This window comes from Burkholderia sp. Ac-20384 (assembly GCF_017104605.1).
In the GTDB taxonomy this organism is placed as follows: domain Bacteria; phylum Pseudomonadota; class Gammaproteobacteria; order Burkholderiales; family Burkholderiaceae; genus Burkholderia; species Burkholderia lata.
Map to the genome: position 1 here is coordinate 1 of NZ_JAAGPE010000078.1, position 26,527 is coordinate 26,527.

At 67.2% G+C, this 26,527-nt stretch carries 22 protein-coding genes; 19 read left to right on the top strand and 3 right to left on the bottom strand.

Annotation, left to right across the window (positions count from 1 at the left end):
- The 4 genes from G3O00_RS17340 to metH all read left to right on the top strand — a co-directional run.
- The coding region (locus G3O00_RS17340) for a hypothetical protein (RefSeq protein WP_206143728.1) at positions 1–242 on the top strand (242 nt) is incomplete at its 5' end.
- A 118-nt stretch (positions 243–360) separates the two neighbouring features.
- Positions 361–618 carry a DUF3567 domain-containing protein gene (locus tag G3O00_RS17345; RefSeq protein ID WP_006477667.1) on the top strand — a complete coding sequence of 86 codons (258 nt, stop codon included), beginning with the start codon at positions 361–363 and terminating at the stop codon, positions 616–618.
- A 201-nt stretch (positions 619–819) separates the two neighbouring features.
- Positions 820–1,887, top strand: coding sequence for a homocysteine S-methyltransferase family protein (locus tag G3O00_RS17350; protein ID WP_206143729.1), 1,068 nt, complete (start codon positions 820–822; stop codon positions 1,885–1,887).
- Between the two features lie 41 nt (positions 1,888–1,928).
- Positions 1,929–4,646, top strand: a complete 2,718-nt coding sequence (gene metH, locus G3O00_RS17355; protein WP_206143730.1) for a methionine synthase — start codon at positions 1,929–1,931, stop codon at positions 4,644–4,646.
- A gap of 115 nt (positions 4,647–4,761) precedes the next feature.
- Here metH and G3O00_RS17360 read toward each other — a convergent pair whose 3' ends face one another.
- Positions 4,762–5,085, bottom strand: a complete 324-nt coding sequence (locus G3O00_RS17360; protein WP_011353361.1) for a DUF1840 domain-containing protein — start codon at positions 5,083–5,085, stop codon at positions 4,762–4,764.
- Positions 5,086–5,285: 200 nt separating this feature from the next.
- On the opposite strand from G3O00_RS17360, the gene argS reads away from it, so the two are divergent.
- The 6 genes from argS to G3O00_RS17390 all read left to right on the top strand — a co-directional run bounded on the left by argS (position 5,286) and on the right by G3O00_RS17390 (position 13,607).
- Complete coding sequence (argS, locus tag G3O00_RS17365) at positions 5,286–7,067, top strand: arginine--tRNA ligase (protein ID WP_206143731.1); 1,782 nt, start codon at positions 5,286–5,288, stop codon at positions 7,065–7,067.
- Between the two features lie 106 nt (positions 7,068–7,173).
- Positions 7,174–8,079 carry an SPOR domain-containing protein gene (locus G3O00_RS17370; RefSeq protein ID WP_011353363.1) on the top strand — a complete coding sequence of 302 codons (906 nt, stop codon included), beginning with the start codon at positions 7,174–7,176 and terminating at the stop codon, positions 8,077–8,079.
- Between the two features lie 69 nt (positions 8,080–8,148).
- Positions 8,149–8,787 carry a thiol:disulfide interchange protein DsbA/DsbL gene (locus G3O00_RS17375; protein WP_174935871.1) on the top strand — a complete coding sequence of 213 codons (639 nt, stop codon included), beginning with the start codon at positions 8,149–8,151 and terminating at the stop codon, positions 8,785–8,787.
- A gap of 19 nt (positions 8,788–8,806) precedes the next feature.
- On the top strand, positions 8,807–9,580 hold the full coding sequence (locus G3O00_RS17380; RefSeq protein WP_174935869.1) for an SDR family oxidoreductase: 774 nt from the start codon (positions 8,807–8,809) through the stop codon (positions 9,578–9,580).
- Positions 9,581–10,165: 585 nt separating this feature from the next.
- Entirely contained in the window at positions 10,166–11,761 is a 1,596-nt protein-coding gene (locus G3O00_RS17385; RefSeq protein WP_206143732.1) for an ABC transporter substrate-binding protein, read from the top strand.
- A gap of 199 nt (positions 11,762–11,960) precedes the next feature.
- Entirely contained in the window at positions 11,961–13,607 is a 1,647-nt protein-coding gene (locus tag G3O00_RS17390) for an ABC-F family ATP-binding cassette domain-containing protein (RefSeq protein ID WP_206143733.1), read from the top strand.
- A gap of 16 nt (positions 13,608–13,623) precedes the next feature.
- Here the strand turns inward: G3O00_RS17390 and G3O00_RS17395 are convergent, their stop codons facing one another.
- The gene (locus tag G3O00_RS17395; RefSeq protein WP_174935863.1) at positions 13,624–14,703 is read right to left on the bottom strand and encodes an MBL fold metallo-hydrolase; all 1,080 of its coding nucleotides are present in this window, start codon (positions 14,701–14,703) and stop codon (positions 13,624–13,626) included.
- A 303-nt stretch (positions 14,704–15,006) separates the two neighbouring features.
- Here G3O00_RS17395 and aceK point away from each other — a divergent pair, with 303 nt between their 5' ends.
- The 9 genes from aceK to bioB all read left to right on the top strand — a co-directional run bounded on the left by aceK (position 15,007) and on the right by bioB (position 25,318).
- Positions 15,007–16,824: a bifunctional isocitrate dehydrogenase kinase/phosphatase gene (gene aceK / locus G3O00_RS17400; RefSeq protein ID WP_041492972.1), complete on the top strand. Its 1,818-nt coding sequence runs from the start codon at positions 15,007–15,009 to the stop codon at positions 16,822–16,824.
- A gap of 55 nt (positions 16,825–16,879) precedes the next feature.
- Entirely contained in the window at positions 16,880–17,647 is a 768-nt protein-coding gene (can, locus tag G3O00_RS17405) for a carbonate dehydratase (protein ID WP_206143734.1), read from the top strand.
- Between the two features lie 111 nt (positions 17,648–17,758).
- On the top strand, positions 17,759–18,436 hold the full coding sequence (locus tag G3O00_RS17410; RefSeq protein ID WP_011353371.1) for an SDR family oxidoreductase: 678 nt from the start codon (positions 17,759–17,761) through the stop codon (positions 18,434–18,436).
- A gap of 37 nt (positions 18,437–18,473) precedes the next feature.
- The gene (locus tag G3O00_RS17415; protein ID WP_011353372.1) at positions 18,474–18,911 is read left to right on the top strand and encodes a YchJ family protein; all 438 of its coding nucleotides are present in this window, start codon (positions 18,474–18,476) and stop codon (positions 18,909–18,911) included.
- A 106-nt stretch (positions 18,912–19,017) separates the two neighbouring features.
- Positions 19,018–20,289, top strand: coding sequence for a CocE/NonD family hydrolase (locus G3O00_RS17420; protein WP_174935856.1), 1,272 nt, complete (start codon positions 19,018–19,020; stop codon positions 20,287–20,289).
- A gap of 689 nt (positions 20,290–20,978) precedes the next feature.
- Positions 20,979–22,325 (top strand): adenosylmethionine--8-amino-7-oxononanoate transaminase, encoded by a 1,347-nt coding sequence (gene bioA / locus G3O00_RS17425; protein WP_206143735.1) that lies wholly within the window; start codon positions 20,979–20,981, stop codon positions 22,323–22,325.
- Positions 22,322–23,524, top strand: a complete 1,203-nt coding sequence (gene bioF, locus G3O00_RS17430; protein WP_206143736.1) for an 8-amino-7-oxononanoate synthase — start codon at positions 22,322–22,324, stop codon at positions 23,522–23,524. The genes bioA and bioF overlap by 4 nt, the downstream gene beginning before the upstream one ends.
- The gene (gene bioD, locus G3O00_RS17435) at positions 23,521–24,240 is read left to right on the top strand and encodes a dethiobiotin synthase (protein WP_206143737.1); all 720 of its coding nucleotides are present in this window, start codon (positions 23,521–23,523) and stop codon (positions 24,238–24,240) included. Before bioF ends, bioD begins: the two co-directional genes overlap by 4 nt.
- A 55-nt stretch (positions 24,241–24,295) precedes the next feature.
- On the top strand, positions 24,296–25,318 hold the full coding sequence (gene bioB, locus G3O00_RS17440) for a biotin synthase BioB (RefSeq protein ID WP_011353378.1): 1,023 nt from the start codon (positions 24,296–24,298) through the stop codon (positions 25,316–25,318).
- A gap of 84 nt (positions 25,319–25,402) precedes the next feature.
- Here bioB and G3O00_RS17445 read toward each other — a convergent pair whose 3' ends face one another.
- On the bottom strand, positions 25,403–26,320 hold the full coding sequence (locus tag G3O00_RS17445) for a LysR family transcriptional regulator (protein ID WP_069249003.1): 918 nt from the start codon (positions 26,318–26,320) through the stop codon (positions 25,403–25,405).
- Positions 26,321–26,527: the final 207 nt, after the last annotated feature.

A 26,527-nucleotide genomic window follows, 5' to 3' on the forward strand; every position in this document is an offset into this window, starting at 1 on the left:
CGCCGCGGAACCGGCCCAACCCGCGCCGCCGGCCACCGTGCAACCGCCGGCACAACCGGCTGCACCGCCCGCGCCTTCGCCTGTCACATCGCCTGTCACACAGTGAACTGACGTGCGCATGCACGCGATTCGGCAATTTCGACCGATTACAGATTTCCGTGAAATGGCCGATGACACTCTTTAACAACTATTTCAGTCCACCGGCAGACAATGGGAAACGTTTCATAGACATCGGCTTCTAACCGATACACCCCATGCAGACGGGAACGGGGTGTGCAGCGCAAGCCCCTTGAAACCGGCAAGGCTCGCCCCACCTAGGGGACAACAAGGCCAGATGCCACTGCGAAGAGGAGTGCCGCCATGCAAATGATCTACAACAGCCCCAACTACTGCGTCGTCGAATTCGCGCCGCAGGCCGGCCACCACCTGATGAATGCCGGCGGATATGAAATCGTCGACAAGAACGCGCAGCGCGAAATCTTCATCGACGGCGAACTTGCCGAACGATTCCGCGCGCACGTGAAACAGTTGATCGAGGATGAGCCGTCGCTCGACGAGGTCGACGAATTCCTCGGACAATTCGACAGCCTGATGATGATGCCCGTCGTACTGCACTGACGACCCGCGGCCCGCCGCCTCGTGCGGCCGGGCCATTCGCCGCGCATCGACGCGGCGCCGCGAGCACTCCGATCATGCCCCCGCCCGGTTCGCCGGCGGGGGTTTTCATTTGGCGGCCCGGCCGGCGCGGCGCAAGGCCGGGCGGTGCCCATGCGCACCGGCTACAATGACGGCTTTCCCGTCTTCGCCGGTCTTTCGCCCATGTCTGCGACTCCTCTCGCCGCTTCCGTCCCGCTCGACGCGCCCTACACGCGCGGCGCCGCACTGCCTGCGCTGCTCAAATCGCGCATCCTGATCCTCGACGGCGCGATGGGCACGATGATCCAGCGCTACAAGCTCGACGAAGCCGCGTATCGCGGCGAGCGCTTCAAGGATTTCCCGCGCGACATCAAGGGCAACAACGAGTTGCTGTCGATCACGCAGCCGCAGATCATCCGCGAGATCCACGACCAGTACTTCGCGGCCGGCGCCGACATCGTCGAGACCAACACGTTCGGCGCGACGACCGTCGCGCAATCCGACTACGAGATGGAAGATCTCGTCGTCGAGATGAACATCGAATCGGCGAAGCTCGCGCGCGAAGCGGCCGAGAAATACGCGACGCCGGAAAAGCCGCGCTTCGTCGCGGGCGCGATCGGGCCGACGCCGAAGACGGCCAGCATCTCGCCGGACGTCAACGATCCGGGCGCACGCAACGTCACGTTCGACGAGCTGCGCGCGTCGTACTACCAGCAGGCGAAGGCGCTGCTCGACGGCGGCGTCGACCTGTTCCTCGTCGAGACGATCTTCGACACGCTGAACGCGAAGGCCGCGCTGTTCGCGCTCGACGAGCTGTTCGAGGACACCGGCGAGCGCCTGCCGATCATGATCTCGGGCACCGTCACCGATGCGTCGGGCCGGATCCTGTCGGGCCAGACGGTCGAGGCGTTCTGGAATTCGCTGCGCCATGCGAAGCCGCTCACGTTCGGCCTGAACTGCGCGCTCGGCGCGGCGCTGATGCGCCCGTACATCGCCGAGCTCGCGAAGCTGTGCGACACGTACGTGTCGTGCTACCCGAACGCGGGCCTGCCGAACCCGATGGCCGAGACGGGCTTCGACGAGACGCCGGACGTCACGTCGGGCCTCCTGAAGGAATTCGCGCAAGCCGGGCTCGTGAACCTCGCGGGCGGCTGCTGCGGCACGACGCCCGAACACATCGCCGAGATCGCCAAGGCGCTCGCCGACGTGAAGCCGCGCCGCTGGCCGAACCAGTACAGCGACAACACCTGACCCGACCGCCCACGCCCTTCATCACCAGAATCCGCACCGCCATGACCGATCACATGATGCGCCTCGCCGGCCTCGAGCCGTTCAACGTCACGCCCGGGACGCTCTTCATCAACGTCGGTGAACGCACCAACGTCACCGGCTCGAAGGCGTTCGCACGCATGATCCTCAACGGCCAGTTCGACGAGGCGCTCGCGGTCGCGCGCCAGCAGGTCGAGAACGGCGCGCAGGTGATCGACATCAACATGGACGAGGCGATGCTCGATTCGAAGGCGGCGATGGTGCGCTTCCTGAACCTGATCGCATCGGAACCGGACATCGCGCGCGTGCCGATCATGATCGACTCGTCGAAGTGGGACGTGATCGAGGCAGGCCTGAAGTGCGTGCAGGGCAAGGCGATCGTGAACTCGATCTCGCTGAAGGAAGGCGAGGACGCGTTCCGCCATCACGCGAACCTGATCCGCCGCTACGGCGCGGCGGCCGTCGTGATGGCGTTCGACGAAACCGGCCAGGCCGACACGTACGAGCGCAAGACCGAGATCTGCAAGCGCTCGTACGACTTCCTCGTGAACGAAGTCGGCTTCCCGCCGGAAGACATCATCTTCGACCCGAACATCTTCGCGGTCGCGACCGGCATCGAGGAGCACAACAACTACGCGGTCGACTTCATCGAGGCGACCCGCTGGATCAAGCAGAACCTGCCGTACGCGAAGGTGAGCGGCGGCGTGTCGAACGTGTCGTTCTCGTTCCGCGGCAACGACCCGGTGCGCGAAGCGATCCACACCGTGTTCCTGTACCACGCGATCCAGGCGGGGATGGACATGGGGATCGTCAACGCGGGCCAGCTCGGCGTGTACGCCGACCTCGACCCGGAGCTGCGCGAGCGCGTCGAGGACGTGATCCTGAACCGCCGCGACGATTCGACCGACCGGCTCCTCGAGATCGCCGACAAGTTCAAGGCGGGCGGCGCGAAGAAGGAAGAGAACCTCGAGTGGCGCAACCAGCCGGTCGAGAAGCGGCTCTCGCATGCACTCGTGCACGGCATCACGAACTTCATCGTCGAGGATACCGAGGAAGTGCGTGCGAAGATCGCCGCGGCCGGCGGCCGCCCGATCAACGTGATCGAAGGGCCGCTGATGGACGGGATGAACATCGTCGGCGACCTGTTCGGCCAGGGCAAGATGTTCCTCCCGCAGGTCGTGAAATCGGCGCGCGTGATGAAGCAGGCCGTCGCGCACCTGATCCCGTTCATCGAGGAAGAAAAGCGCCTGCTCGCGGAAGCGGGCGGCGACGTGCGCGCGAAGGGCAAGATCGTCATCGCGACCGTGAAGGGCGACGTGCACGACATCGGCAAGAACATCGTGTCGGTCGTGCTCCAGTGCAACAACTTCGAAGTCGTCAACATGGGCGTGATGGTGCCGTGCAACGAGATCCTCGCGAAGGCGAAGGTCGAGGGCGCGGACATCATCGGGCTGTCGGGCCTCATCACGCCGAGCCTTGAGGAAATGGCGTACGTCGCATCCGAAATGCAGCGCGACGACTACTTCCGCGTGAAGAAGATTCCGCTGCTGATCGGCGGCGCGACGACCTCGCGCGTGCACACGGCCGTGAAGATCGCGCCGCACTACGAAGGCCCGGTGGTCTACGTGCCGGACGCGTCGCGTTCGGTGTCGGTCGCCTCCAGCCTGCTGTCCGACGAAGGCGCGACGAAGTACCTCGACGAGCTGAAGTCCGACTACGAACGCATCCGCGACCAGCACGCGAACCGCAAGGCGCAGCCGATGGTCACGCTCGCCGAAGCGCGCGCGAACAAGACCAAGGTCGACTGGGCCGGCTACCAGCCGGTGAAGCCGAAGTTCATCGGCCGCCGCGTGTTCAAGAACTACGACCTGAACGAGCTCGCGCAGTACATCGACTGGGGCCCGTTCTTCCAGACCTGGGATCTCGCGGGCCCGTACCCGGCGATCCTGAATGACGAGATCGTCGGCGAATCGGCGCGCCGCGTGTTCTCCGACGCGAAATCGATGCTCGCGCGCCTGATCCAGGGCCGCTGGCTGACCGCGAGCGGCGTGATCTCGCTGCTGCCGGCGAATACCGTCAACGGCGACGACATCGAGATCTACAGCGACGAGTCGCGCTCGGAAGTGCTGCTCACGTGGCGCAACCTGCGCCAGCAGAGCGTGCGCCCGGTGGTCGACGGCGTGATGCGGCCGAACCGCTCGCTCGCCGACTTCATCGCACCGAAGGAATCGGGCGTGGCCGACTACATCGGGATGTTCGCGGTGACGGCCGGCCTCGGCGTCGACGCGAAGGAAAAGCAGTTCGAAGCCGACCACGACGACTACAGCGCGATCATGCTGAAGGCGCTCGCCGACCGCTTCGCGGAGGCGTTCGCGGAAGCGATGCATGCGCGCGTGCGGCGCGAGCTGTGGGGCTACGCGAGCGGCGAAACGCTCGACAACGATGCGCTGATCGCCGAAAAGTACGCGGGCATCCGCCCGGCGCCCGGCTACCCGGCCTGCCCCGACCACCTCGTGAAGCGCGACATGTTCGACGTGCTGCGCGCGGACGAGATCGGCATGAGCGTGACCGATTCGCTGGCGATGCTGCCGGCCGCGAGCGTGTCGGGCTTCTATCTCGCGCATCCGGACAGCACGTATTTCTCGGTCGGCAAGATCGGGCAGGATCAGCTCGAGGACTATGCGCAGCGCATGGCGCTGTCGCTCGACGACGCGCGCCGCGCGCTCGCGCCGCAGCTGTAATCGGCCCTTCGACGGGCGCGCAGCCGCCCGCTATTGTCAGACAAAAGAAAAAGCCCGCTCGGAAGCGGGCTTTTTTCTACCTTTCGATCCTTTCGGACCGACCGGGCAAGCAGGCTCAGAAGCCCCAGTGCACGTCGGCTTCGCCGGCTTTCGCTTCGCGCAGCATCGTGAGGAAGGGGGCGACGCGCTGTGCCAGGCTCGGCGGCACTTCGTGGTGCGCGTGGTCGGCTTCGTCCTCGTGGAAATGGCCGGCGTGCTCGGCGCGTTCCTGCTTCGCCTGCGCAACGGCGCCTTCCAGCTTGGCGATCGCGTGGTCCAGCTCATCGTGCGTAATCACACCGCGCTCGCCCAGCTGCTTGCCGACGAGACCCAGCACATACACGGCGAAATCCTTCAGCACGTCGAGATCCTGTGCCGCCTTGCTCTTGAACGTAATCATGACAATTCCCTTTTCATCTTGTTGTGCCTGCGCGGCGCGGTTGGGGAACGCCGGCAGACCGGCGTCCGGCCTCGCGGACGCGGGCCGCCTGAGCGGCATATTAGCACCTGTTAAAATTCTGCGATCCCTGAAACGCGCGCTTAAAAAGCGCGCCGGCGGGCCGGCGTTTCCGGCCGCCACCAACGAAGCCTTCTACCAGCATGCTGCCAGCACACAAACAGACCCTCGAAGCCCTGCTCGCGGATAGCGTCAAGCAGGTCGCACACGCGCTGAAAGGCGCCGACGCCGCAACCGTCGCCCCCGTCATCACGCTGGAGCGCCCGAAGGTCGCCGCGCACGGCGACGTCGCGTGCAACGTCGCGATGCAGCTCGCGAAGCCGCTCGGCACGAACCCGCGCCAGCTCGCCGAGCAGATCGTCGCCGCCCTCACCGCCCAGCCGGGCGCGCAAGGCCTCGTCGAAGCCGCCGAGATCGCCGGCCCCGGCTTCATCAACCTGCGCCTGTCGGCCGCCGCGAAGCAGGCGGTGATCGCCGCCGTGTTCGACCAGGGCCGCGCGTTCGGCACGTCGGATCGCGAGAAAGGCAAGCAGGTGCTGCTCGAATTCGTGTCGGCGAACCCGACCGGCCCGCTGCACGTCGGCCACGGCCGCCAGGCCGCACTCGGCGACGTGCTCGCGAACGTGATCGCGAGCCAGGGCTACGCGGTGCACCGCGAGTTCTACTACAACGACGCGGGCGTGCAGATCGGCAACCTCGCGATCTCGACGCAGGCGCGCGCACGCGGCCTGAAGCCGGGCGACGCGGGCTGGCCGGAAGCCGCGTACAACGGCGAATACATCGCCGACATCGCACGCGACTTCCTGAACGGCGAAACGGTCGCCGCGTCCGACGGCGAACCGGTCAAGGGCACGGGCGACGTCGAGGATCTCGACGCGATCCGCAAGTTCGCGGTCACGTACCTGCGTCGCGAGCAGGACATGGACCTGCAGGCGTTCGGCGTGAAGTTCGACCAGTACTACCTCGAGTCGTCGCTGTACAGCGAAGGCCGTGTCGAGAAGACGGTCGACGCGCTGATCAAGGCCGGCATGACCTACGAGCAGGACGGCGCGCTGTGGCTGCGCACGACCGACGAAGGCGACGACAAGGATCGCGTGATGCGCAAGTCGGACGGCACGTACACGTACTTCGTGCCGGACGTCGCGTACCACGTGACGAAGTGGGAACGCGGCTTCACCAAGGTGATCAACATCCAGGGCTCGGACCACCACGGCACGATCGCGCGCGTGCGCGCCGGCCTGCAGGGCCTGCACATCGGGATCCCGAAGGGCTACCCCGACTACGTGCTGCACAAGATGGTCACCGTGATGCGCGACGGCCAGGAAGTGAAGATCTCGAAGCGCGCGGGCAGCTACGTGACGGTGCGCGACCTGATCGAATGGTCGGGTGGCGCGGCGGCGGGCCAAGAAGCGGCGCCCGACCTGATCGACGAAGCGACCATCACGCGCGGCCGCGACGCGGTGCGGTTCTTCCTGATCTCGCGCAAGGCCGATACCGAGTTCGTGTTCGACATCGACCTCGCGCTGAAACAGAACGACGAAAACCCGGTCTATTACGTCCAGTACGCGCATGCGCGGATCTGCTCGGTGCTCAATGAGCTGAAATCGCGCTACAACGTCGACGTCGCGCAGTTGCCGGGCGCCGACCTGTCGCAGCTGACGAGCGCGCAAGCGGCGTCGCTGATGCAGAAGCTGGCCGAGTACCCGGACATGCTCACGCACGCGGCCAACGAACTGGCGCCGCACGCGGTCGCGTTCTACCTGCGCGACCTCGCTGGCGAATTCCACTCGTTCTACAATGCGGAGCGCGTGCTGGTCGACGACGAAGCGCCGCGCAATGCGCGCGCCGCACTCCTCGCCGCAACCCGGCAGGTGCTCGAGAATGGTCTGGCGGTGCTCGGCGTGTCCGCGCCCGCCAAGATGTAAGGCAGCAAGCGGCCCGAACCGGGCAGCGAATGGCTGCGGCTGGAGCACCTGCCGTCGGGTGCCCGCCGTGGCCTTTTCACGATTCTTTTTGCAGGTGACTCAAGCAATGGCACAACCACGCCGAACTTCGAAGCAATCGAAACAAGCCGGAGGGACATTTCTTGGAATCGTGCTGGGCCTGATCGTCGGCCTCGCGATCGCCGTGGTGGTGGCGCTCTACATCACGCGTTCCCCGTCGCCGTTCGTGTCGAAGGTCGCGCCGCCGCCGGCCGACAACGGCGCGAGCCAGCCGCAGCAGTTCGATCCGAACCGCGCGCTGCAGGGCAAGACGCCGGGCCAGCCGGTGCCGCAGGCCGCGCAGCCCGCGCCGCCGAACACCGCGCCGGGCCAGGCCGCGAACCAGACCCAGGGCGGCCTGCTGCCCGAACCGCAGATCGTCGAAGTGCCGCCGCAGGCCAACGGGTCGAGCGGGTCGAACAACACCGGCAGCTCGAACAACACGACCGCGTCGAACAATACGTCGTCGGGTAACGGCGTCGCCGTCGCACCGAAGCCGGCCGACACCACGCCGCCGCCGAAGAAGACGCAGCAAGCGCAGCAGCAACAGCAGCAAGGCGGCGAGGACGACCTCGCCCGCTTCGCCGCGCAGAAGCAGGCGCAGCAAGCCGCCGCGCAAAAGCAGCAACAACAGCAACTGGCCGCGAACACGCCGAAGCCGACCTCGTCGGCCACGGCCGCCGCGGCAGCGAAGCCGCCGACCGCGAACGATGCGAATACCGGCTACTTCCTGCAGGTGGGCGCGTACAAGACGGAAGGCGACGCGGAGCAGCAGCGCGCGCGCCTCGGCTTCCAGGGCTTCGAGTCGAAGGTGTCGAAGCGCGATGTCAGCGGCGTGACGTATTTCCGCGTGCGTGTCGGCCCGTTCTCGAAGTTCGAGGATATGAACTCGGCCCGCCAGCGCCTGTCCGATGCAGGTGTCGACACGGCGGTGATCCGTTTCACGAAGCAGTAAGCAACCGGCCGAGCCCACTCAGAACCCGTTACGTTCCGTAACCCGAGCAACTGATTCGACGTTCACAACATGAAAAAACTGCTTAGCACGCTCCTTCTGTCCCTGGGCCTGGCCGCCGGCCTCGCGCAGGCTTCGCCCGCCGCACCGGTCGCCGGCAAGGACTTCGAGGTGATGAAGTCGCCGCAGCCGGTGTCCGCGCCGGCCGGCAAGGTCGAGGTGATCGAGTTCTTCTGGTACGGCTGCCCGCACTGCTATGAATTCGAGCCGACGATCGAAGCCTGGGTGAAGAAGCAAGGCAACAACATCGACTTCAAGCGCATCCCGGTCGCATTCCGTGACGATTTCGTCCCGCACTCGAAGCTGTTCTACGCAGTGTCCGCGCTCGGCATCTCCGAGAAGGTCACGCCGGCGATCTTCAACGCGATCCACAAGCAGAAGAACTACCTGCTGACGCCGCAGGCGCAGGCCGACTTCCTGGCCACGCAGGGCGTCGACAAGAAGCAGTTCATGGACGCGTACAACTCGTTCAGCGTGCAGGGCGAAGTGAACCAGTCGGCCAAGCTGCTGAAGGACTACGCGATCGACGGCGTGCCGACGGTCGTCGTCCAGGGCAAGTACAAGACGGGCCCCGCTTACGCGAACAGCATCCCGGGCACGGCCCAGGTGCTCGACTTCCTCGTGAAGCAGGTTCAGGACAAGAAGCTCTGATCCCCGCCCGCGCGCCGGCATGACTACTCCGCTGAAGGTCTTCATCACCGGCGCATCGAGCGGCCTCGGCCTCGCGATGGCCGAGGAATACGCCCGCCAGGGCGCCACGCTCGCACTCGTCGCGCGACGCACCGAGGCTCTCGATGCGTTTGCGCGGCGCTTCCCGAAGCTGTCCATCTCCGTCTATTCCGCCGACGTGCGCGACGCCGAAGCGCTCGCGACGGCCGCTGCGTCGTTCATCGCGACGCACGGCTGCCCCGACGTCGTGATCGCGAACGCAGGCATCAGCCAGGGCGCCGTCACGGGCCAGGGCGATCTCGCGACGTTTCGCGACGTGATGGACATCAACTACTACGGGATGGTCGCGACGTTCGAGCCGTTCGTCGCCCCGATGACGGCCACGCGCCACGGCACGCTGGTCGGTGTCGCGAGCGTCGCCGGCGTGCGCGGGCTGCCCGGCTCGGGCGCTTACAGCGCGTCGAAATCGGCCGCGATCAAGTATCTCGAAGCGCTGCGCGTCGAGCTGCGGCCCGCCGGCGTCGGCGTCGTGACGATCGCGCCCGGCTACATCCGTACGCCGATGACCGCGCACAACCCGTACCGGATGCCGTTCCTGATGGACGCCGACCGCTTCGCCGCGCGTGCGGCCCAGGCGATCGCACGGCAGCACGCGTTCCGCGTGATTCCGTGGCAGATGGGCGTCGTCGCGAAGGTGCTGCACGTGCTGCCGCGCTGGCTGTACGACCGCCTGTTCGAGAAGGCGCCGCGCAAGCCGAAGGCGGGGGCGCACTGACGCTCCGGTGAGCACCGGCCCGCACGAAGCATCGCGGGCCGTCTCTCCGCTTCTCCGCTTCTCCGCTTCTCCGCTCCTCCGCTTCTCCGCTCCTCCGCTTCTCCGCTTCTCCGCTTCTCCGCCTCTCCGCTTCTCCGCCTTCCGCCTTCCGCCTTCCGCCTTCCGCCTTCCGCCTTCCGCCTTCCGCCTTCCGCCCTCCGCACCGACACAGACGCAAACGCCAAGCCGCTCCGACGCGTCGATTCGCAGACCGCTCCCACGCCGCCTCTCCGCCCCTGTGCATCACCGAACCCGCCGGCCGTTTCGACATTTCGATTCGACACCCGCACCGCTCCTGCGCCGTCCCTGACGCGCCACCGTCCAGCGCCCCCCGAGCGCCAGCGTTCCTCCGCCCTCGCCGCCCCAACACCCGTTCCGTCGCGAACGCAGCCGTTTTTCGGCCAATTCACCGCGTTCAGGCGCCTTTTTTCACGCGTCTTGCGCTTTGACGGTATGCTATTCGCCAGCCGCGCCGGCCCTGTCCGCTTCCGGGCCGCGCCCGCATCCCGTCACCCAGCAAAAAACACAAGCCACGTGGGAGATCCTATGCAGGTCAAGCTGTTCGCCGCGGCCACGCTCGCCGCCGCCCTCGCCACCCCCGGCCTCGCCGCCGCCAAGCCGCTCACCGTCTGCACGGAATCGAGCCCGGACGGCTTCGACGTCGTGCAGTACAACTCGCTCGTCACGACCAACGCATCGGCCGACGTGATCTTCAACACGCTCGTGTCGTACGACGAAGCCGCGAAGAAAGTCGTGCCCGCGCTCGCCGACAAATGGGACGCGAGCGCCGACGGCCTCACGTACACGTTCCACCTGCGCCCGAACGTCGCGTTCCAGACCACCGACTATTTCAAGCCGACCCGCTCGCTCGACGCGGACGACGTCGTGTTCACGTTCTCGCGGATGCTCGACGATTCGAACCCGTGGCACAAGGTGGCCGGCGCGAGCGGCTTCCCGCACGCGCAGTCGATGGGCCTCGTGAAGCTCGTGAAGTCGGTCACGAAGGTCGACGACAGCACCGTGAAGTTCGTGCTGAACGAGCCGAACGCGACGTTCGTGCCGATCCTGACGATGGGCTTCGCGTCGATCTACTCGGCCGAATACGCGGACCAGTTGCTGAAGGCCGGCAAGCAGGCCGACCTGAACGCGAAGCCGGTCGGCACCGGCCCGTTCGTGCTGAAGAGCTACACGAAGGACGCGCTGATCCGCTACGACGCGAACCCGACCTACTGGGGCACGAAGCCGAAGGTCGACCGGCTGATCTACGCGATCACGCCCGACCCGTCGGTGCGCCTGCAGAAAGTGAAGGCCGGCGAATGCCAGATCGCGCTGTCGCCGAAGCCGCAGGACGTGCTCGCCGCAAAGGGTGAAAGTGCGCTGAAGGTCGTGCAGACGCCCGCTTTCATGACCGCGTTCGTCGCGCTGAACACGCAGAAGAAGCCGCTCGACAACGACAAGGTGCGCGAAGCGCTGAACCTCGCGTTCGACCGCGCGACCTACCTGAAGGTCGTGTTCGACAACACCGCGACGGCCGCGAACAACCCGTATCCGCCGAACACGTGGAGCTACGCGAAGGACGTCGCGCCGTATACATACGATCCCGCAAAGGCGAAGCAGCTGCTCGCACAGGCCGGCTTCCCGAACGGCTTCTCGACGACGATCTGGACGCGCCCGACCGGCAGCGTGCTGAACCCGAACCCGAAGGTCGGCGCGGAGCTGCTGCAGGCCGACCTCGCGAAGATCGGCGTGAAGGCCGAGGTCAAGGTGATCGAATGGGGCGAGCTGATCAAGCAGGCGAAGCTCGGCCAGCATGACATGCTGTTCATGGGCTGGGCCGGCGACAACGGTGATCCGGACAACTACCTGTCGCCGCTGTTCAGCTGCAACGCGGTGAAGTCGGGCATCAACTTCGCGCGCTTCTGCGACACGCAGCTCGACAAGCTGATCGCCGACGGCAAGTCGACCGCCGACCAGGCCAAGCGCGCGAAGCTGTATGAAGCTGCGCAGAAGATCATCCACGACCAGGCGCTGTGGATTCCGCTCGGCTACCCGACCGCGGCCGCGCTCACGCGCACGAACGTGAGCGGCTATCACGTGAGCCCGTTCGGCCGGCAGAACTTCACGTCCGTCGCGGTGCAGTAACGCGACCCTCGCGCGTGGCGCGCAAGCGACGGTGCGTCGGGCCGTCGCTTGCGGCCCGCGCGCCGCGCTTGCTACACTGCGCGCTCATTCCTCATACCGGACGCCAGCCAAAGTGAACAACTAAGCCATCCCGAAATGTTTTCGCCGCCGTGCCACGCACGCCGCGCGCGAAGGTCTTCACGCATTTTTGGAGGTGCTTATGGCTGCTGCCACGCCCACCGGCGCGCTCGTCGCGCTTCATCACGTTTCCTTCCGCTTCGACGACGGCTTCACGCTGTTCGATTCGCTCGACCTTTCCATCGACCGCACGCCGACCGGCATCGTCGGCCGCAACGGCATCGGCAAGAGCCAGCTCGCGCAATTGATTGCGGGCCGCTGCGCGCCGAGCGCGGGGACGATCGACCGGCACACGTCAATCGTCTACGTCGCGCAGCAGCACGACGACGGCGACGCATCGGCCGGCCCGCGAACCGTCGCGCAGATTGCCGCGCTCGATGCGCCGCTCGGCGCGCTCGCGCGTCTCGCCGACGGCCGCGCGGAACCGCACGACTTCGACCTGATCGGCGATCGCTGGGATCTCGTGGAACGGTTGCGCACCGCGCTCGACGCGGCCGGCCTGCACGACGTGCAACCCGACACGCCCGCGCAGGCACTGAGCGGCGGGCAGCTCGCGCGCGTCGCGCTGATCGGTGCGCTGCTCTCCGGCGCGGGCCTGCTTGTGCTCGACGAACCGACCAACCATCTCGACTCGACCGGCCGCGCGTGGCTGCGCGCGGCGCTCGACGGCTGGCGCGGCGGCCTCGTCATCGTGAGCCACGACCGTGCGCTGCTCGCCGACGTGCAGCGCATCGTCGAGCTGACACCGCAAGGCGTGCGCTCGTATGGCGGCAACTACGCGCTCTACCGCGCGCAGCGCGACGCGGAACAGGATGCCGCGCAGTCTGCGCTCGACAACGCGCGTGCCGAACGCGGACGCGTCAGGCGCAGGCTCGAACAGGAACACGACACGATCCAGCGCCACGCGGCCGCGTCGCTGCGCGAGGCGAAGACGGCCAACTTGTCATCGATGGCAAAACAGAGCCGCAAGGGCGCGGCGCGCAACATCATGGGCACGGTGCGGCGCCACCAGAATGAATTCAAGGCGACGCTCGACGAACGCGTGCAGGAAGCGGCCGCGCGCGTCGAAGCCGATGCGCCCGTGCTCGTGTCGCTGCCGGGCACCGAAGTCAGCGCGCGCCGCCAGCTGTTCACGCTCGAAGGTGCGCAACTGCCGTGGCACATCGCAGGCAATGCCGATGCGATCACGTGGTCGGCGAGCGGCGCCGTGCGCATCGCGCTGACCGGCCCGAACGGCTGCGGCAAATCGACGTTGCTGCGGATTCTCGCGGGCGAGCTTGCGCCGCGTTCAGGTGCATGCACGACACACGTGAGCGCCGCGTATCTCGACCAGCGGCTCGCGCTGCTCGATCCCGATCGTTCGATCGTCGAGCAACTGGGGCTGCTCGATACGCCGCTCGCCGAAGGGGACCTGCGCAGCCGGCTCGCGCTGCTGCAGCTCGACGCGGTGCGCGCGACGCAGCCGGCACGGCAACTGAGCGGCGGCGAACGGCTGAAGGCCGCGCTCGCGTGCGCGTTGTGGCGCGGCACGCCCGCGCAACTGCTGCTGCTCGACGAGCCGACCAATCACCTCGATCTCGAATCGGTGCGGGCGATCGAGGCCGCTCTCGCCGGCTTCCCCGGCGCGATCGTGGTCGCGTCGCACGACACCACGTTTCTCGCGGCGCTCGACCCGACGCACACGATGCAATGGCATCGCGACGGGTGGCGCTACGAACCCGTCGCGTGAGGAAAACGAAGCGGTGTCAGCCGGCGGTACGGAACCGCAGCACGCCGTCGTCGCCCTGCTCGCGCACGAGTTCGCCCGCGAGCCACAGCAGGTTCAGGTGCGCGAGCGCCTCGCCGAGCGCGAACGTCATCTGGTGGATGTCGAGTTCGCGGCGGCGGAACATGATCGGCACGATGTCGGCCGCGCTCATCGGCTTTTCCGCGCACGCGACGCGCACTTCGGCCAGGCGCGCGTCGTGGTGTTCGCGAAGTTGCGTGATGCGCGTGCGCACGCCGCGGAACGGCTTGCCATGCGACGGCAGCACCAGCGTATCGGGCGCCATCGTCTCGTAGCGGCCGAGCGACTGCAGGTACAGCGCGAGCGGGTTCGCTTCCGGTTCGAGATCGAACACGGACACGTTCGTCGAGATGCGCGGCAGCACCATGTCACCGGAGATCAGCACGCCGTCCGCTTCGCTGTGCAGCGCGCAATGTTCAGGCGAATGGCCGAATCCGGTCACGACGCGCCAGGTGCGCGCGCCGATCGTCACCGCGTCGCCCTCACGCAGGCGCCGGTAGCGCGGCGGCACGGCCGGCACGAGATCCGCGTAGTAGCTGCGGCGGTTGCGCAGCTTGTCGAGCGCGGCCGGATCGGTCAGCCCGTGGCGCGCGAAGTGATCGGCCGCCGCCGCACCGCCCGCGTTCGAGCCGTTGCCGGCCGCCATCAGGCAGCCGAACATGTACTCGCCGAGCGTCATCCACAGCCGCACGTTCCAGCGGCCCTTGTCGCCGCCTTCGCACAGCCAGTTCGCGAGGCCGAAGTGATCGGGATGGCAGTGCGTGACGAGCACGCGCAGCACGGGCAGGCCGTCGAGATGCGTGTCGAAGATCTGCTCCCAGTGCGTGCGGATCGCGTCCGACGAGATCCCGCAATCGACGATCGTCCAGCCGGCCTGCCCGTCGATCTCGTCGCGCAGCAGCCAGAGGTTGATGTGATCGAGCGAGAACGGCAGCGGCATGCGCAGCCAGCGCACGCCGGGTGCGACCTCGAACGTGTCGCCCGCGGCGGGCAGCGTGTCGGCGAAGGGGTAGTCGAGTTGGTGTTCCAGTGCGTTCATCGGGGGGCGTCTCGTCGTTATCGGTGCGAATGCGCGCCGGCGGCAGGCCGTGGCGGGCGTTCCGTCGATTCTATCGCCGTCCCGAGGAACGCGTGCCCGGCGGCCTGCGCCCCGTCAAAAAAAGTTCGTGCCAGAATCGGTTCCGTACCCGTATCTTTACGCGAAGATGCACCGAACGGCCTCCAACGGCGGACAACCCGCCGCTTGCCGGCCGTCCGCGCATCGCCGCGAAGCCCTTGAACCGCCCGCTTGGGCGCTAAAATGGCGAGTGCTTACAGCCCCTCCCGAACGAGCCTGCACGCGATGAATCACTTCCCCAAACTGCTGTCTTCGCAGATCGGTTTCGACGTCGCGCAGACGATGCTCGAAAACTTCGACCGCCACTACCGGATCTTCCGCGAGGCGGCCGTCGAGGCGAAGACGCTGTACGAGCATGGCGACTGGCACGGGCTGCAGCGGCTCGCGCGCGAGCGGATCACGTCGTACGACGATCGCGTGAAGGAATGCGTCGAGGTGCTGGAAGACGAATACGACGCGGAAAACATCGACGACGAAGTGTGGCAGCAGATCAAGCTGCACTACATCGGCCTGCTCACGTCGCACCGCCAGCCCGAGTGCGCGGAGACCTTCTTCAATTCGGTGTGCTGCAAGATCCTGCACCGCTCGTACTTCAGCAACGATTTCATCTTCGTGCGCCCGGCGATCTCGACCGAGTATCTGGAGAACGACGAGCCGGCCGCGAAGCCGACCTACCGCGCGTACTATCCGGGCACCGACGGGCTCGCGACCACGCTCGAGCGGATCGTCACCAACTTCCAGCTCGAGCCGGCGTTCGACGATCTCCCGCGCGACATCGGGTGCGTGATGCAGGCGATCCACGACGAATTCGGCCACTTCGACGAAGCGCCGAATTTCCAGATCCACGTGCTGTCGTCGCTGTTCTTCCGCAACAAGAGCGCGTACATCGTCGGCCGCATCATCAACGCCGACCGCGTGCTGCCGTTCGCGGTGCCGATCCGCCACGTGCGCCCGGGCGTGCTCTCGCTCGACACCGTGCTGCTGCGCCGCGACCAGCTGATGATCATCTTCGGCTTCTCGCACTCGTATTTCCTCGTCGACATGGGCGTGCCGTCCGCGTACGTCGACTTCCTGTGCACGATCATGCCCGGCAAGCCGAAGGCGGAGATCTACACGTCGGTCGGCCTGCAGAAGCAGGGCAAGAACCTGTTCTATCGCGACCTGCTGCACCACCTGTCGCATTCGAGCGACCGCTTCATCATCGCGCCCGGGATCAAGGGCCTCGTGATGCTCGTGTTCACGCTGCCGTCGTTCCCGTACGTGTTCAAGATCATCAAGGATCACTTCCCGCCGCCGAAGGAAACGACGCGCGCGCAGATCATGGAGAAGTACCAGCTCGTGAAACGCCACGACCGCCTCGGGCGGATGGCCGACACGCTCGAATATTCGAGCGTCGCGCTGCCGATCGCGCGGCTCGACCACGCGCTCGTGCGCGAGCTGGAAAAGGAAGTGCCGTCGCTGCTCGAATACGAGGACGGCAATCTCGTGATCGAGCACCTGTACATCGAGCGCCGGATGACGCCGCTCAACCTGTACCTGCAGAACGGCTCCGACAGCGACGTCGAGCACGGCGTGAAGGAGTACGGCAACGCGGTGAAGGAGCTGATGAAGGCAAACATCTTCCCCGGCGACATGCTGTACAAGAACTTCGGCGTGACGCGCCACGGCCGCGTGGTGTTCTACGACTACGACGAAATCGAGTACCTGACCGACTGCAACGTGCGCCGCGTGCCGCCGCCGCGCAACGAGGAAGACGAGCTGTCCGGCGAACCGTGGTATACCGTCGGCCCGCACGACATCTTTCCGGAGACCTACGGGCCATTCCTGCTCGGCGACCCGCGCGTGCGCGACGTCTTCATGAAGCATCACGCGGACTTCTTCGATCCCGCGCTGTGGCAAGCCAGCAAGGACAAGCTGATCCAGGGCGAATTGCCCGACTTTTACCCGTACGACACCGCGCTGCGCTTCTGCACGCGCTACCCCGCGCGCTTCGGCGCGACGGACCAGAACGATGGCGCAGGCGACGCGCAGCGCGCCGCCTGACGCCCGCTACACCGCACCGATTGCGACCTGATTTCCGCCAACGGAATCCACACCGATGAACACCCAAGACCATCCGCTTTCACACCTGTTCGACAACAACGACGCCTGGGTCAAGCACAAGCTCGAAGACGACCCGCAATTCTTCGCGCGTCTCGCCCATCAGCAGGCGCCGGAGTATCTGTGGATCGGCTGCTCGGATTCGCGCGTGCCCGCGAACGAGATCATCGGCCTGCCGCCGGGTGAAGTGTTCGTCCACCGCAATATCGCGAACGTGGTCGTGCACAGCGACCTGAACTGCCTGTCGGTGATTCAGTTCGCGGTCGACATCCTGCGCGTGAAGCACATCATGGTCGTCGGCCACTACGGCTGCTCGGGCGTGAACGCCGCGCTGCTCAACCGCCGCGTCGGCCTCGCCGACAACTGGCTGCATCACGTGCAGGACGTGCGCGAGCGCCATGCGGCGCTGCTCGACGCATGGCCGGTGGGCGAGGCGCGCTATCGCCGCCTGATCGAGCTGAACGCGATCGAGCAGGTCGTCAACGTATGCCGCACGACGATCGTCAACGACGCATGGGCGCGCGGCCAGTCGCTCACCGTGCACGGGCTCGTGTACGGCGTGCACGACGGCCGGATGCGCAACCTCGGGATGGCCGTGTCGAGCTTCGAAGCGCTCGACGAGACCTACAAGCGCTGCGTGGCGGCGCTCACCGCCGGCGGCGAGCATGCACCGGACAACGACATGATCGCGGCAGACGCCGCGCGGCTCGAAGGCGTCGCGCAGGCAGTCGCCGCCACGCTGAAGCCGTGCGACGACGCGAAATGACGCCACCGCCTGCGCGGCGGTCACCGCGCAGGCGTACAGTCGTGCCACCCATCGAACGGATCTGATCCCGGCGCTGCCGCCACGGCGGCGCCAAGCAAAGGAGCGACGAGCATGAAAACCGCATTGATCGTCGGTGCATCGCGCGGCCTCGGCCGCGAATTCGTCCGCCAATACCGGCGCGACGGCTGGAACGTGATCGCCACCGCGCGCGACGACGCGTCGCTCGACGCGCTGCGCGCGCTCGGCGCGCACGCGCATGCGCTCGATATCACGCAGCCCGAGCAGATCGCGGCGCTCGGCTGGAAACTCGACGGCGAGCGGCTCGATGCGGCCGTGCTGGTGTCGGGTGTGTACGGGCCGCGCACCGAGGGCGTCGAGACGGTCACCGCCGAGGATTTCGACGCGGTGATGCATACGAACGTGCGCGGGCCGATGCAATTGCTGCCGATCGTGCTGCCGCTGGTCGAGGACGCGCGCGGCGTGCTGGCCGTCGTGTCGAGCCGGATGGGCAGCATCGCCGAGGCGACCGGCACGACCGGCTGGCTGTACCGCGCGAGCAAGGCCGCGCTGAACGACGCGCTGCGCATCGCGTCGCTGCAGACGCGCCATGCCGCCTGTATCTCGCTCCACCCCGGCTGGGTGCGCACCGACATGGGCGGCGCGCAGGCCGCGATCGACCCGGAAACCAGCGTGACCGGCATGCGCCGCGTGATCGCCGAATCCGGCGCGGACGTGTCGCAGGCAAACGGCCGCTTCTTCCAGTACGACGGTATCGAGCTGAGCTGGTAGGCAGCCGACAACCTTGCGTCGTTAATTCCCGATTCGCATGATTTCGAACCGACCTGACGCGTGCCCGTGCGGCGGCGCGTCCCCCGCTCCCGCCGGCAAAGCGCCGGCGCCCCGCTATGCGGCCTGCTGCGGCCGCTTCATCGACGGCGGCGAAGCCGCACCGACCGCGCTCGAGTTGATGCGTTCGCGGTACAGCGCGTACGTGCTCGGCGCGACCGACTACCTGCGCGCGACCTGGGCCGCGCGCACCTGCCCGGCCGATCTCGACACCGACCCCGAAGCGCCCGACGCGCCGCGCTGGCTCGGCCTCGCGGTCAAACGCCACGCGCCGCTCGACGAACGGCACGCGGAGGTCGAATTCGTGGCCCGCTACAAGGTCGGCGGGCGCGCTTACCGGCTCCACGAGACAAGCCGTTTCGAGCGCGACGAGCACGGTTTCTGGCGCTACGTCGACGGCGAAGTAAGTGAACGTTGACAAATAGTTGCTGTGTCAGACGCCGGGTAATTCCCGCATTGCACAACCCCATTTTGTCCGGCTACGATGACCTCGAATTGGTCATGTTGCATGGCAGGGCTTACGAATGGCGTTCAGCAAGGTATTGGTGGGATGGATGGCGGCGTGTGCGCTGTCGGCCGCTCAGGCCGGTACGCTGCCGAGCGCCAATACGGGGACGGGTGCCGGCGTCAGCGGGTCGCTCGCCCACGCCGAACGCTTCGACTACGGCGATTCGAACCTGCCGCAGGTCGCCGCCGACCTGAACGAACAGATCCTCCGCATTCCGGCCGACGCCTCGGGCTCCGTCACGCTCGAGGCCACGCTCTTCAAGCCGAACGGCCCCGGCCCGTTCCCGCTCGTCGTCTTCAATCACGGCAAGAACACCGGCGATCTCCATCTGCAGCCGCGCAGCCGGCCGCTCGCGTTCGCGCGCGAATTCGTGCGTCGCGGCTATGCGGTGATCGCACCGAACCGCCAGGGCTTCGCGGGGTCGGACGGCACGTACCAGCAGGAAGGCTGCAACGTCGGCAAGAACGGCCTCGCGCAGGCGGCTGACGTCGACGCAACGGTGCGCTACATGTCGCGCCAGTCGTATGTCGATGCGTCGCGCATCGTCGTCGCCGGCACGTCGCACGGCGGCCTCGTATCGGTCGCATACGGCACCGAAGCCGCACCGGGCGTGCGCGGCATCATCAACTTCTCCGGCGGGCTGCGCCAGGACCTCTGCGACGGCTGGCAGAAAAACCTCGTCGACGCGTTCGACCAGTACGGCGCGCACACGGCCGTGCGGTCGCTGTGGCTGTACGGCGACAACGACTCGGTGTGGACGCCCGGGCTCGTCGCGCAGATGCACGACGCGTACGTGTCGCACGGCACGCAGGCCCAGTTCATCGATTTCGGCCGCTACAAGGACGACGCGCACCGGCTGATCGTCGATCGCGACGGCGTGCCCGTGTGGTGGCCGGCCGTCAACGCGTTCCTCGCGCAGCTGAACCTGCCGACCTCGGTGCGCTACGCGGTCGCGAACCCGCACGAGCCGAAGGCGAGCGGCTATGCGTCGATCGACTCGGTCAACGCGGTGCCGTATGTCGACGAAGCCGGCCGCGAAGGCTATCGCCGTTTCCTGAACCAGCATCCGAGCCGCGCGTTCGCGGTGTCGTCGGAAGGCGCGTGGTCGTGGGCCGAAGGCGGCGACGACCCGATGGCGCTCGCGCTCGACAACTGCGCGAAGCAAGGCGCGGGTTCGTGCCGGCTGTATGCGGTCAACGACCGGGTCGTGTGGAACACGACGCAGACGGCCGACAACGACGACAGCAACGCACGCGACACCGGTACGCCGGCGCTGGCTTCGCGTTGACGAGCGGCGGCCTTCGCCGCCGTTTTTCGTTTTTCTCCCCTCACCCGTCGCGCCGAGGCCATCGCAGCGCCTCACTCATCGCTTGTACTCGTAAAATCGAGCACAATCCGCATAACGCTCGCTTTTACGAGCATCCAGCTTGCGGAAGTCTGGCAACCGACCCGCGAGTGGAAGACGTGTTTCGAGGAGCGCGGCGTGCCCGGCAAGGAAATCGACAAGATCACGCCGGCGTTCCGCCACATCGATCACGTGTCCCACCCCACACTGCGCAAAGCGTTGCCCTGACCTGACCTCACCTTCCATCGGAGTCCGTCCCGGCGCCTTGCCATGCATGGCCCCCGTTGATCGGGCAACGCGAGACGCTGGATCTTTCGATCTCCCAGTGTCGCCACAAACCACCCATTTCATCATTCCCCATATTTCTGCGCCGTCACACCCCGCCCGGCCCACGATTTTTTTCGGTTGGGGGGGCTCACTCGAACGTCGCCATCTGCGGTCATTTCGAGACATCTGAACCGTACCGTCCCGAGCCGCCCCGATCTGCGCCGAACTCCCGCCCGGCAAGGCTTTGCGGCGTTTGTAACCGGTAGTGCAACGGGTCGCGGAACACGCTAATCTCAGCGCGATTCGTGTCTCGCCGCGCGGCATCCCGTCGATGCCGCGCAGCCGTTTTATCCCCCGGAGCCGCCTTGAGTACGCCAGCCACCGACGACTGGGTCGCGCGCAGCCTGCGCGCGGTCTGGCATCCCTGCACCCAGATGAAGCATCACGAGCGCCTGCCGCTCATCCCCGTCGCGCGCGGCGCGGGCCTGTGGCTGTACGACCGTGACGGCCGCCGCTACTTCGATGCGATCAGCTCGTGGTGGGTCAACCTGTTCGGCCATGCGAACCCGGACATCAACGCGGCGCTGAAGGACCAGCTCGACACGCTCGAGCACGCGATGCTCGCCGGCTGCACGCACGAGCCCGCGATCGAGCTCGCGGAGCGGCTGCACACGCTCACCGCGCGCACGCTCGGCCATGCGTTCTTCGCATCGGACGGCGCATCGGCGGTCGAGATCGCGCTGAAGATGAGCTTCCATGCGTGGCGCAACCGTGGCCGCGCGAACAAGCAGGAATTCGTCTGCGTAGCGAACAGCTATCACGGCGAGACGATCGGCGCGCTCGGCGTGACCGACGTCGCACTGTTCAAGGACGCGTACGACCCGCTGATCCGCCATGCACACGTGGTCGCGTCACCCGACGCGCGCGGCGCGCTGGCAGGCGAAACGGCCGCCGACGTCGCCGGCCGCGCGCTGGCCGACGTGCGGCGCCTGTTCGTCGAACGCGGCGACCGGATCGCCGCGCTGATCGTCGAGCCGCTCGTGCAGTGCGCAGCCGGCATGGCGATGCACGATCCGTCGTACGTGCGCGGGCTGCGCGCGCTGTGCGACGAATTCGGCGTGCACCTGATCGCCGACGAGATCGCGGTCGGCTGCGGCCGCACCGGCACCTTCTTCGCCTGCGAGCAGGCCGGTGTCTGGCCCGATTTCATGTGCCTGTCGAAAGGCATCAGCGGCGGCTACCTGCCGTTGTCGCTCGTGCTGACGCGCGACGACGTGTTCAACGCGTTCTACGACGACGACACGACGCGCGGCTTCCTGCACTCGCATTCGTACACCGGCAACCCGCTCGCGTGCCGCGCGGCGGTCGCGACGCTCGACCTGTTCGAGCGCGACGACGTGATCGCGGCCAATGCCCGCAAGTCGGCGACGCTGCGTGCGGCGCTCGCGCCGCTCGATGCGCACCCGCAGGTACGCCACCTGCGCGAGCGCGGCACGCTGTTCGCGTTCGACGTCGCGCTCGACGGCGACGGGGCGCGCGGCTTCTCGCGCCGCTTCTTCGAACGCGCGCTGGAACGCGAGCTGCTGCTGCGCCCGATCGGCACGACCGTGTACCTGATGCCGCCGTACGTGATGAGCGACGACGACATCGCCTGGCTCGTACAAAGCACGCTCGACACGCTCGACGCAACGCTGGAGGACATCACCCGATGAGTCTGCTCGATACCCTGCAACGCGGCCTCGCCGATCTCGACGCGCAAGGGCTGCGCCGCGTGCGCCGCACCGCCGACACCGCGTGCGATGCGCACATGACCGTCGACGGTCGCGAGATCGTCGGCTTCGCAAGCAACGACTATCTCGGCCTCGCCGCGCATCCGGCCCTCATCGCCGCGTTCGCCGAAGGCGCGCAGCGCTACGGCTCCGGCAGCGGCGGCTCGCACCTGCTCGGCGGCCATTCGCGCGCGCACGCGACGCTGGAAGATGAACTCGCGGCCTTCTCGGGCGGCTTCTCCGACGCGCCGCGCGCGCTGTACTTCAGCACCGGCTACATGGCGAACCTCGCCGCGATGACGGCACTCACCGGCAAGGGCGCGACGATCTTCTCCGACGCGCTGAACCATGCTTCGCTGATCGACGGCATGCGGCTGTCGCGCGCGAACGTCGAGGTCTATCCGCATGCGGACACGGCCGCGCTCGCCGCGTTGCTCGACGCATCGGATGCCGAAACGAAGCTGATCGTCAGCGACACCGTGTTCAGCATGGACGGCGACCTCGCACCGCTCGCCGAACTCGTCGCGCTGGCCGAACGCCACGGCGCATGGCTCGTCGTCGACGATGCGCACGGCTTCGGCGTGCTCGGCCCGCAGGGCCGCGGCGCACTCGCGGCCGCCGCGCTGCGCTCGCCGAACCTCGTGTACGTCGGCACGCTCGGCAAGGCCGCCGGCGTCGCGGGCGCATTCGTGATCGCACACGAGACCGTGATCGAATGGATGATCCAGCGCGCGCGCAGCTACATCTTCACGACGGCCGCGCCGCCGGCCGTCGCGCACGCGGTCTCGGCCAGCCTGAAAGTGATCGCGGGCGACGAAGGCGACGCGCGACGCGCGCACCTCGCCGCGCTGATCGAACGCACGCGCGCGCTGCTGCGCAACACGCGCTGGCAGCCGGTCGATTCGCACACGGCCGTGCAGCCGCTCGTGATCGGCAGCAACGACGCGACGCTCGCGGCGATGCGCTCGCTCGACGCGCACGGCCTGTGGGTGCCCGCGATCCGGCCGCCGACGGTGCCGGTCGGCACGTCGCGTCTGCGCGTGTCGCTGTCGGCCGCGCATTCGTTCGACGATCTCGCGCGGCTCGAAGCCGCGCTGATCGAAGCCAGCGAAGCGCAGGCCGTGCAAAAGGCCGCCGCATGACCGCCCCGCTCTCGCTGTTCGTCACCGGCACCGACACCGAAATCGGCAAGACCTTCGTGTCGGCCGCGCTGCTGCACGGCTTCGCGCGGCACGGCCTGCGCGCAGCCGCGCTGAAACCTGTCGCAGCCGGCGCGTATGAACGCGACGGCGTGTGGCGCAACGAAGATGCCGACCAGCTCGACGCGGCCGCGAACGTCGTGCTGCCGCCCGAGCTGCGCACGCCGTTCCTGCTGAAAGCACCGGCCGCGCCGCATATCGTCGCCGCGCAGGAAGGCGTGACGCTCGACATCGACACGATCGTCGCGTGCCAACGCGAAGCGCTGACGCGCGCGGACATCGTCGTCGTCGAAGGCGCCGGCGGCTTCCGCGTGCCGATGAACGACACGCAGGACATGGCCGATCTCGCGGTCGCGCTCGCCGTGCCGGTCGTGCTCGTGGTCGGCGTGCGGCTCGGCTGCATCAACCACGCGCTGCTCACCGCCGATGCGATCGCCGCGCGCGGCCTCAAGCTCGCCGGCTGGGTCGCGAACCACGTCGACCCGGCGATGTCGTTCCCCGACGAGAACATCGCGACGATGCGCGACTGGCTCGCCCGCGAGCACGGCGCACCGCTGCTCGGCCGCATTCCGCACATGAGCCCGGCCGCCCCCGAATCCGCCGCGGCGATGCTCGACATCGCCGCGCTCGTCGAGACGCTGCGCACCGCGCAGCCTTGACCCAACAGAAACTGATCCCCCGATCCCTCATCCCCGACCAGGACAGGAAAACGATATGACCCAAGCCCAGACTGCCGCCACCGTGCAACCCGACGCGATTCCCGTGGCCGCTCCGGTCTCGCAGCGCTGGCGCGTCGCCGACGTCGTCGCGCTGTTCGAGCTGCCGTTCAACGACCTGCTCTTCCGCGCGCAGCAGGTGCACCGCGAGCACTTCGACGCGAACGCGGTGCAGCTGTCGACGCTGCTGTCGATCAAGACGGGCGGCTGCGAGGAAGATTGCGGCTACTGCTCGCAGTCGTCGCACCACGACACGGGCCTGAAGGCCGAGAAGCTGATGGACGTCGACGCGGTGCTCGATGCCGCGCGCGCGGCCAAGGCGAACGGCGCGAGCCGCTTCTGCATGGGCGCCGCGTGGCGCAACCCGAAGGAGCGCCACATGCCGGCGCTGACCGAGATGGTGCGCGGCGTGAAGGAGCTCGGCCTCGAGACCTGCATGACGCTCGGCATGCTGGAAGACGAGCAGGCGCAGGAACTCGCGAGCGCGGGCCTCGACTACTACAACCACAACCTCGACACGTCGCCGGAGTTCTACGGCCAGGTGATCTCGACGCGCACCTACCAGGATCGCCTCGACACGCTCGATCGCGTGCGTGACGCGGGCATCAACGTGTGCTGCGGCGGCATCATCGGGATGGGCGAATCGCGCCGCGAACGCGCGGGCCTGATCTCGCAGCTCGCGAACCTGAACCCGTATCCGGATTCGGTGCCGATCAACAACCTCGTCGCGATCGAAGGCACGCCGCTCGAAGGCACCGCGCCGCTCGACCCGTTCGAATTCGTGCGCACGATCGCGGTCGCGCGGATCACGATGCCGAAGGCCGTCGTGCGCCTGTCGGCCGGCCGCGAGCAGCTCGACGACGGTCTGCAGGCGATGTGCTTCCTCGCCGGCGCGAACTCGATGTTCTACGGCGACCAGCTGCTGACGACGAGCAACCCGCAATCGCAGAAGGACCGTGCGCTGTTCGAGCGCCTCGGCATCCGTTCGAGCGATGCGGACGCGATGTCGGCGAACGCGTAAGCGCCACGCACGGCGCATTCGTTCGCCGCATGAATAAAGCCGGGATACGTCCCGGCTTTTTTGCGCGTGCGCCGCGCCGTGCACTCAGCCCGCCCCGCCCAGCGCGCGCGGCTCCATGAACGTGTGCCGGAAATAGTCGCGCACCGCGTGCATCGCCGGGCTCAATTCGATGTCCTTGCGCCAGGCAAGACCGACGCTCATCGGCGGCACCGGGTCGCGCAGCACGATCGTCTCGATCCGCCGCCCCTCGAGCGACCACGGGCGGTACACCATGTCGGACAGGATCGCGACGCCGCTGCCGTTCGCGACCATGCTGCGGACCGCCTCGACCGACGACGTGCGCAGGATCACGTTCGGCCGGTACGGCGTCTCGTTCCAGTAGCGCAGCGCCGTCTGCCCGGCCTCGTCGACCGTCAGCATCACGAACGGCTCGCGCGCGACTTCCGCGAACGTGACGCTCTCGTGCCTGAGCAGCGGGTGATGCGCACCGACCCACAGCCGCCGCACCGAATGGATCACCGGCTCCAGCACGAGCGCCGGATTCGACACGTTCGACGTGAGCAGCACGGCCATGTCGTAGCGGCCCGCGATCAGCCCTTCCTCGATCGACTCGCGGTTCAGCTCGTGCAGGTGGATCGTCAGCCGCGGGTACAGCGTGTTCAGGCGCAGCACGTGATGCGGCAGGAAGTAGCCGAGCACCGTGTAGCTCGCGGCGATCGCGAGCGTGCCGGTCAGCGTGCTTTCGAGGTTCGGAATCCGCATCGCCTCGTCGACCGACGACAGGATCGTGTACGCGTGATTCAGGAAGCGCCGCCCCGTGTCGGTGAGCGTCACGCCCGACGGCGTGCGCAGAAAGAGCTGCGTGCCGAGGCTGTCCTCCAGTTCCTTGATCGCGCTCGTCACGGCCGACTGCGAAATCGTGAGCTGGATCGCGGCCTGCGAGATCTGGCCGAGCTCGGCGGTCGCGACGAAATACTTGAGCTGTCTGAGGGTCAGGGCCATGGTCGATGAGAAAACAGATGGGCACGCGATAAACATCATAACAACCGTGCGGCGCCGATCAACCTGACTGCGTGGAAACCCTGCCACCCCTGCTGTGACGGCCCTTGGCGGCCGCTCTCCAGGGTATCGAAAAAATCGATACGGCTGCATACAAAAATAGAACTTTTTTGACGCACCCCACGCGGCTAACCTGCGTTCAACACGGTT

Bases quoted from the DNA above. Each gene is read 5' to 3' on its own strand.
- G3O00_RS17345 (WP_006477667.1), top strand. From the start codon at position 361: ATGCAAATGATCTACAACAGCCCCAACTACTGCGTCGTCGAATTCGCG.
- G3O00_RS17350 (WP_206143729.1), top strand. From the start codon at position 820: ATGTCTGCGACTCCTCTCGCCGCTTCCGTCCCGCTCGACGCGCCCTAC.
- metH (WP_206143730.1), top strand. From the start codon at position 1,929: ATGACCGATCACATGATGCGCCTCGCCGGCCTCGAGCCGTTCAACGTC.
- G3O00_RS17360 (WP_011353361.1), bottom strand. From the start codon at position 5,085: ATGATTACGTTCAAGAGCAAGGCGGCACAGGATCTCGACGTGCTGAAG.
- argS (WP_206143731.1), top strand. From the start codon at position 5,286: ATGCTGCCAGCACACAAACAGACCCTCGAAGCCCTGCTCGCGGATAGC.
- G3O00_RS17370 (WP_011353363.1), top strand. From the start codon at position 7,174: ATGGCACAACCACGCCGAACTTCGAAGCAATCGAAACAAGCCGGAGGG.
- G3O00_RS17375 (WP_174935871.1), top strand. From the start codon at position 8,149: ATGAAAAAACTGCTTAGCACGCTCCTTCTGTCCCTGGGCCTGGCCGCC.
- G3O00_RS17380 (WP_174935869.1), top strand. From the start codon at position 8,807: ATGACTACTCCGCTGAAGGTCTTCATCACCGGCGCATCGAGCGGCCTC.
- G3O00_RS17385 (WP_206143732.1), top strand. From the start codon at position 10,166: ATGCAGGTCAAGCTGTTCGCCGCGGCCACGCTCGCCGCCGCCCTCGCC.
- G3O00_RS17390 (WP_206143733.1), top strand. From the start codon at position 11,961: ATGGCTGCTGCCACGCCCACCGGCGCGCTCGTCGCGCTTCATCACGTT.
- G3O00_RS17395 (WP_174935863.1), bottom strand. From the start codon at position 14,703: ATGAACGCACTGGAACACCAACTCGACTACCCCTTCGCCGACACGCTG.
- aceK (WP_041492972.1), top strand. From the start codon at position 15,007: ATGAATCACTTCCCCAAACTGCTGTCTTCGCAGATCGGTTTCGACGTC.
- can (WP_206143734.1), top strand. From the start codon at position 16,880: ATGAACACCCAAGACCATCCGCTTTCACACCTGTTCGACAACAACGAC.
- G3O00_RS17410 (WP_011353371.1), top strand. From the start codon at position 17,759: ATGAAAACCGCATTGATCGTCGGTGCATCGCGCGGCCTCGGCCGCGAA.
- G3O00_RS17415 (WP_011353372.1), top strand. From the start codon at position 18,474: ATGATTTCGAACCGACCTGACGCGTGCCCGTGCGGCGGCGCGTCCCCC.
- G3O00_RS17420 (WP_174935856.1), top strand. From the start codon at position 19,018: ATGGCGTTCAGCAAGGTATTGGTGGGATGGATGGCGGCGTGTGCGCTG.
- bioF (WP_206143736.1), top strand. From the start codon at position 22,322: ATGAGTCTGCTCGATACCCTGCAACGCGGCCTCGCCGATCTCGACGCG.
- bioD (WP_206143737.1), top strand. From the start codon at position 23,521: ATGACCGCCCCGCTCTCGCTGTTCGTCACCGGCACCGACACCGAAATC.
- bioB (WP_011353378.1), top strand. From the start codon at position 24,296: ATGACCCAAGCCCAGACTGCCGCCACCGTGCAACCCGACGCGATTCCC.
- G3O00_RS17445 (WP_069249003.1), bottom strand. From the start codon at position 26,320: ATGGCCCTGACCCTCAGACAGCTCAAGTATTTCGTCGCGACCGCCGAG.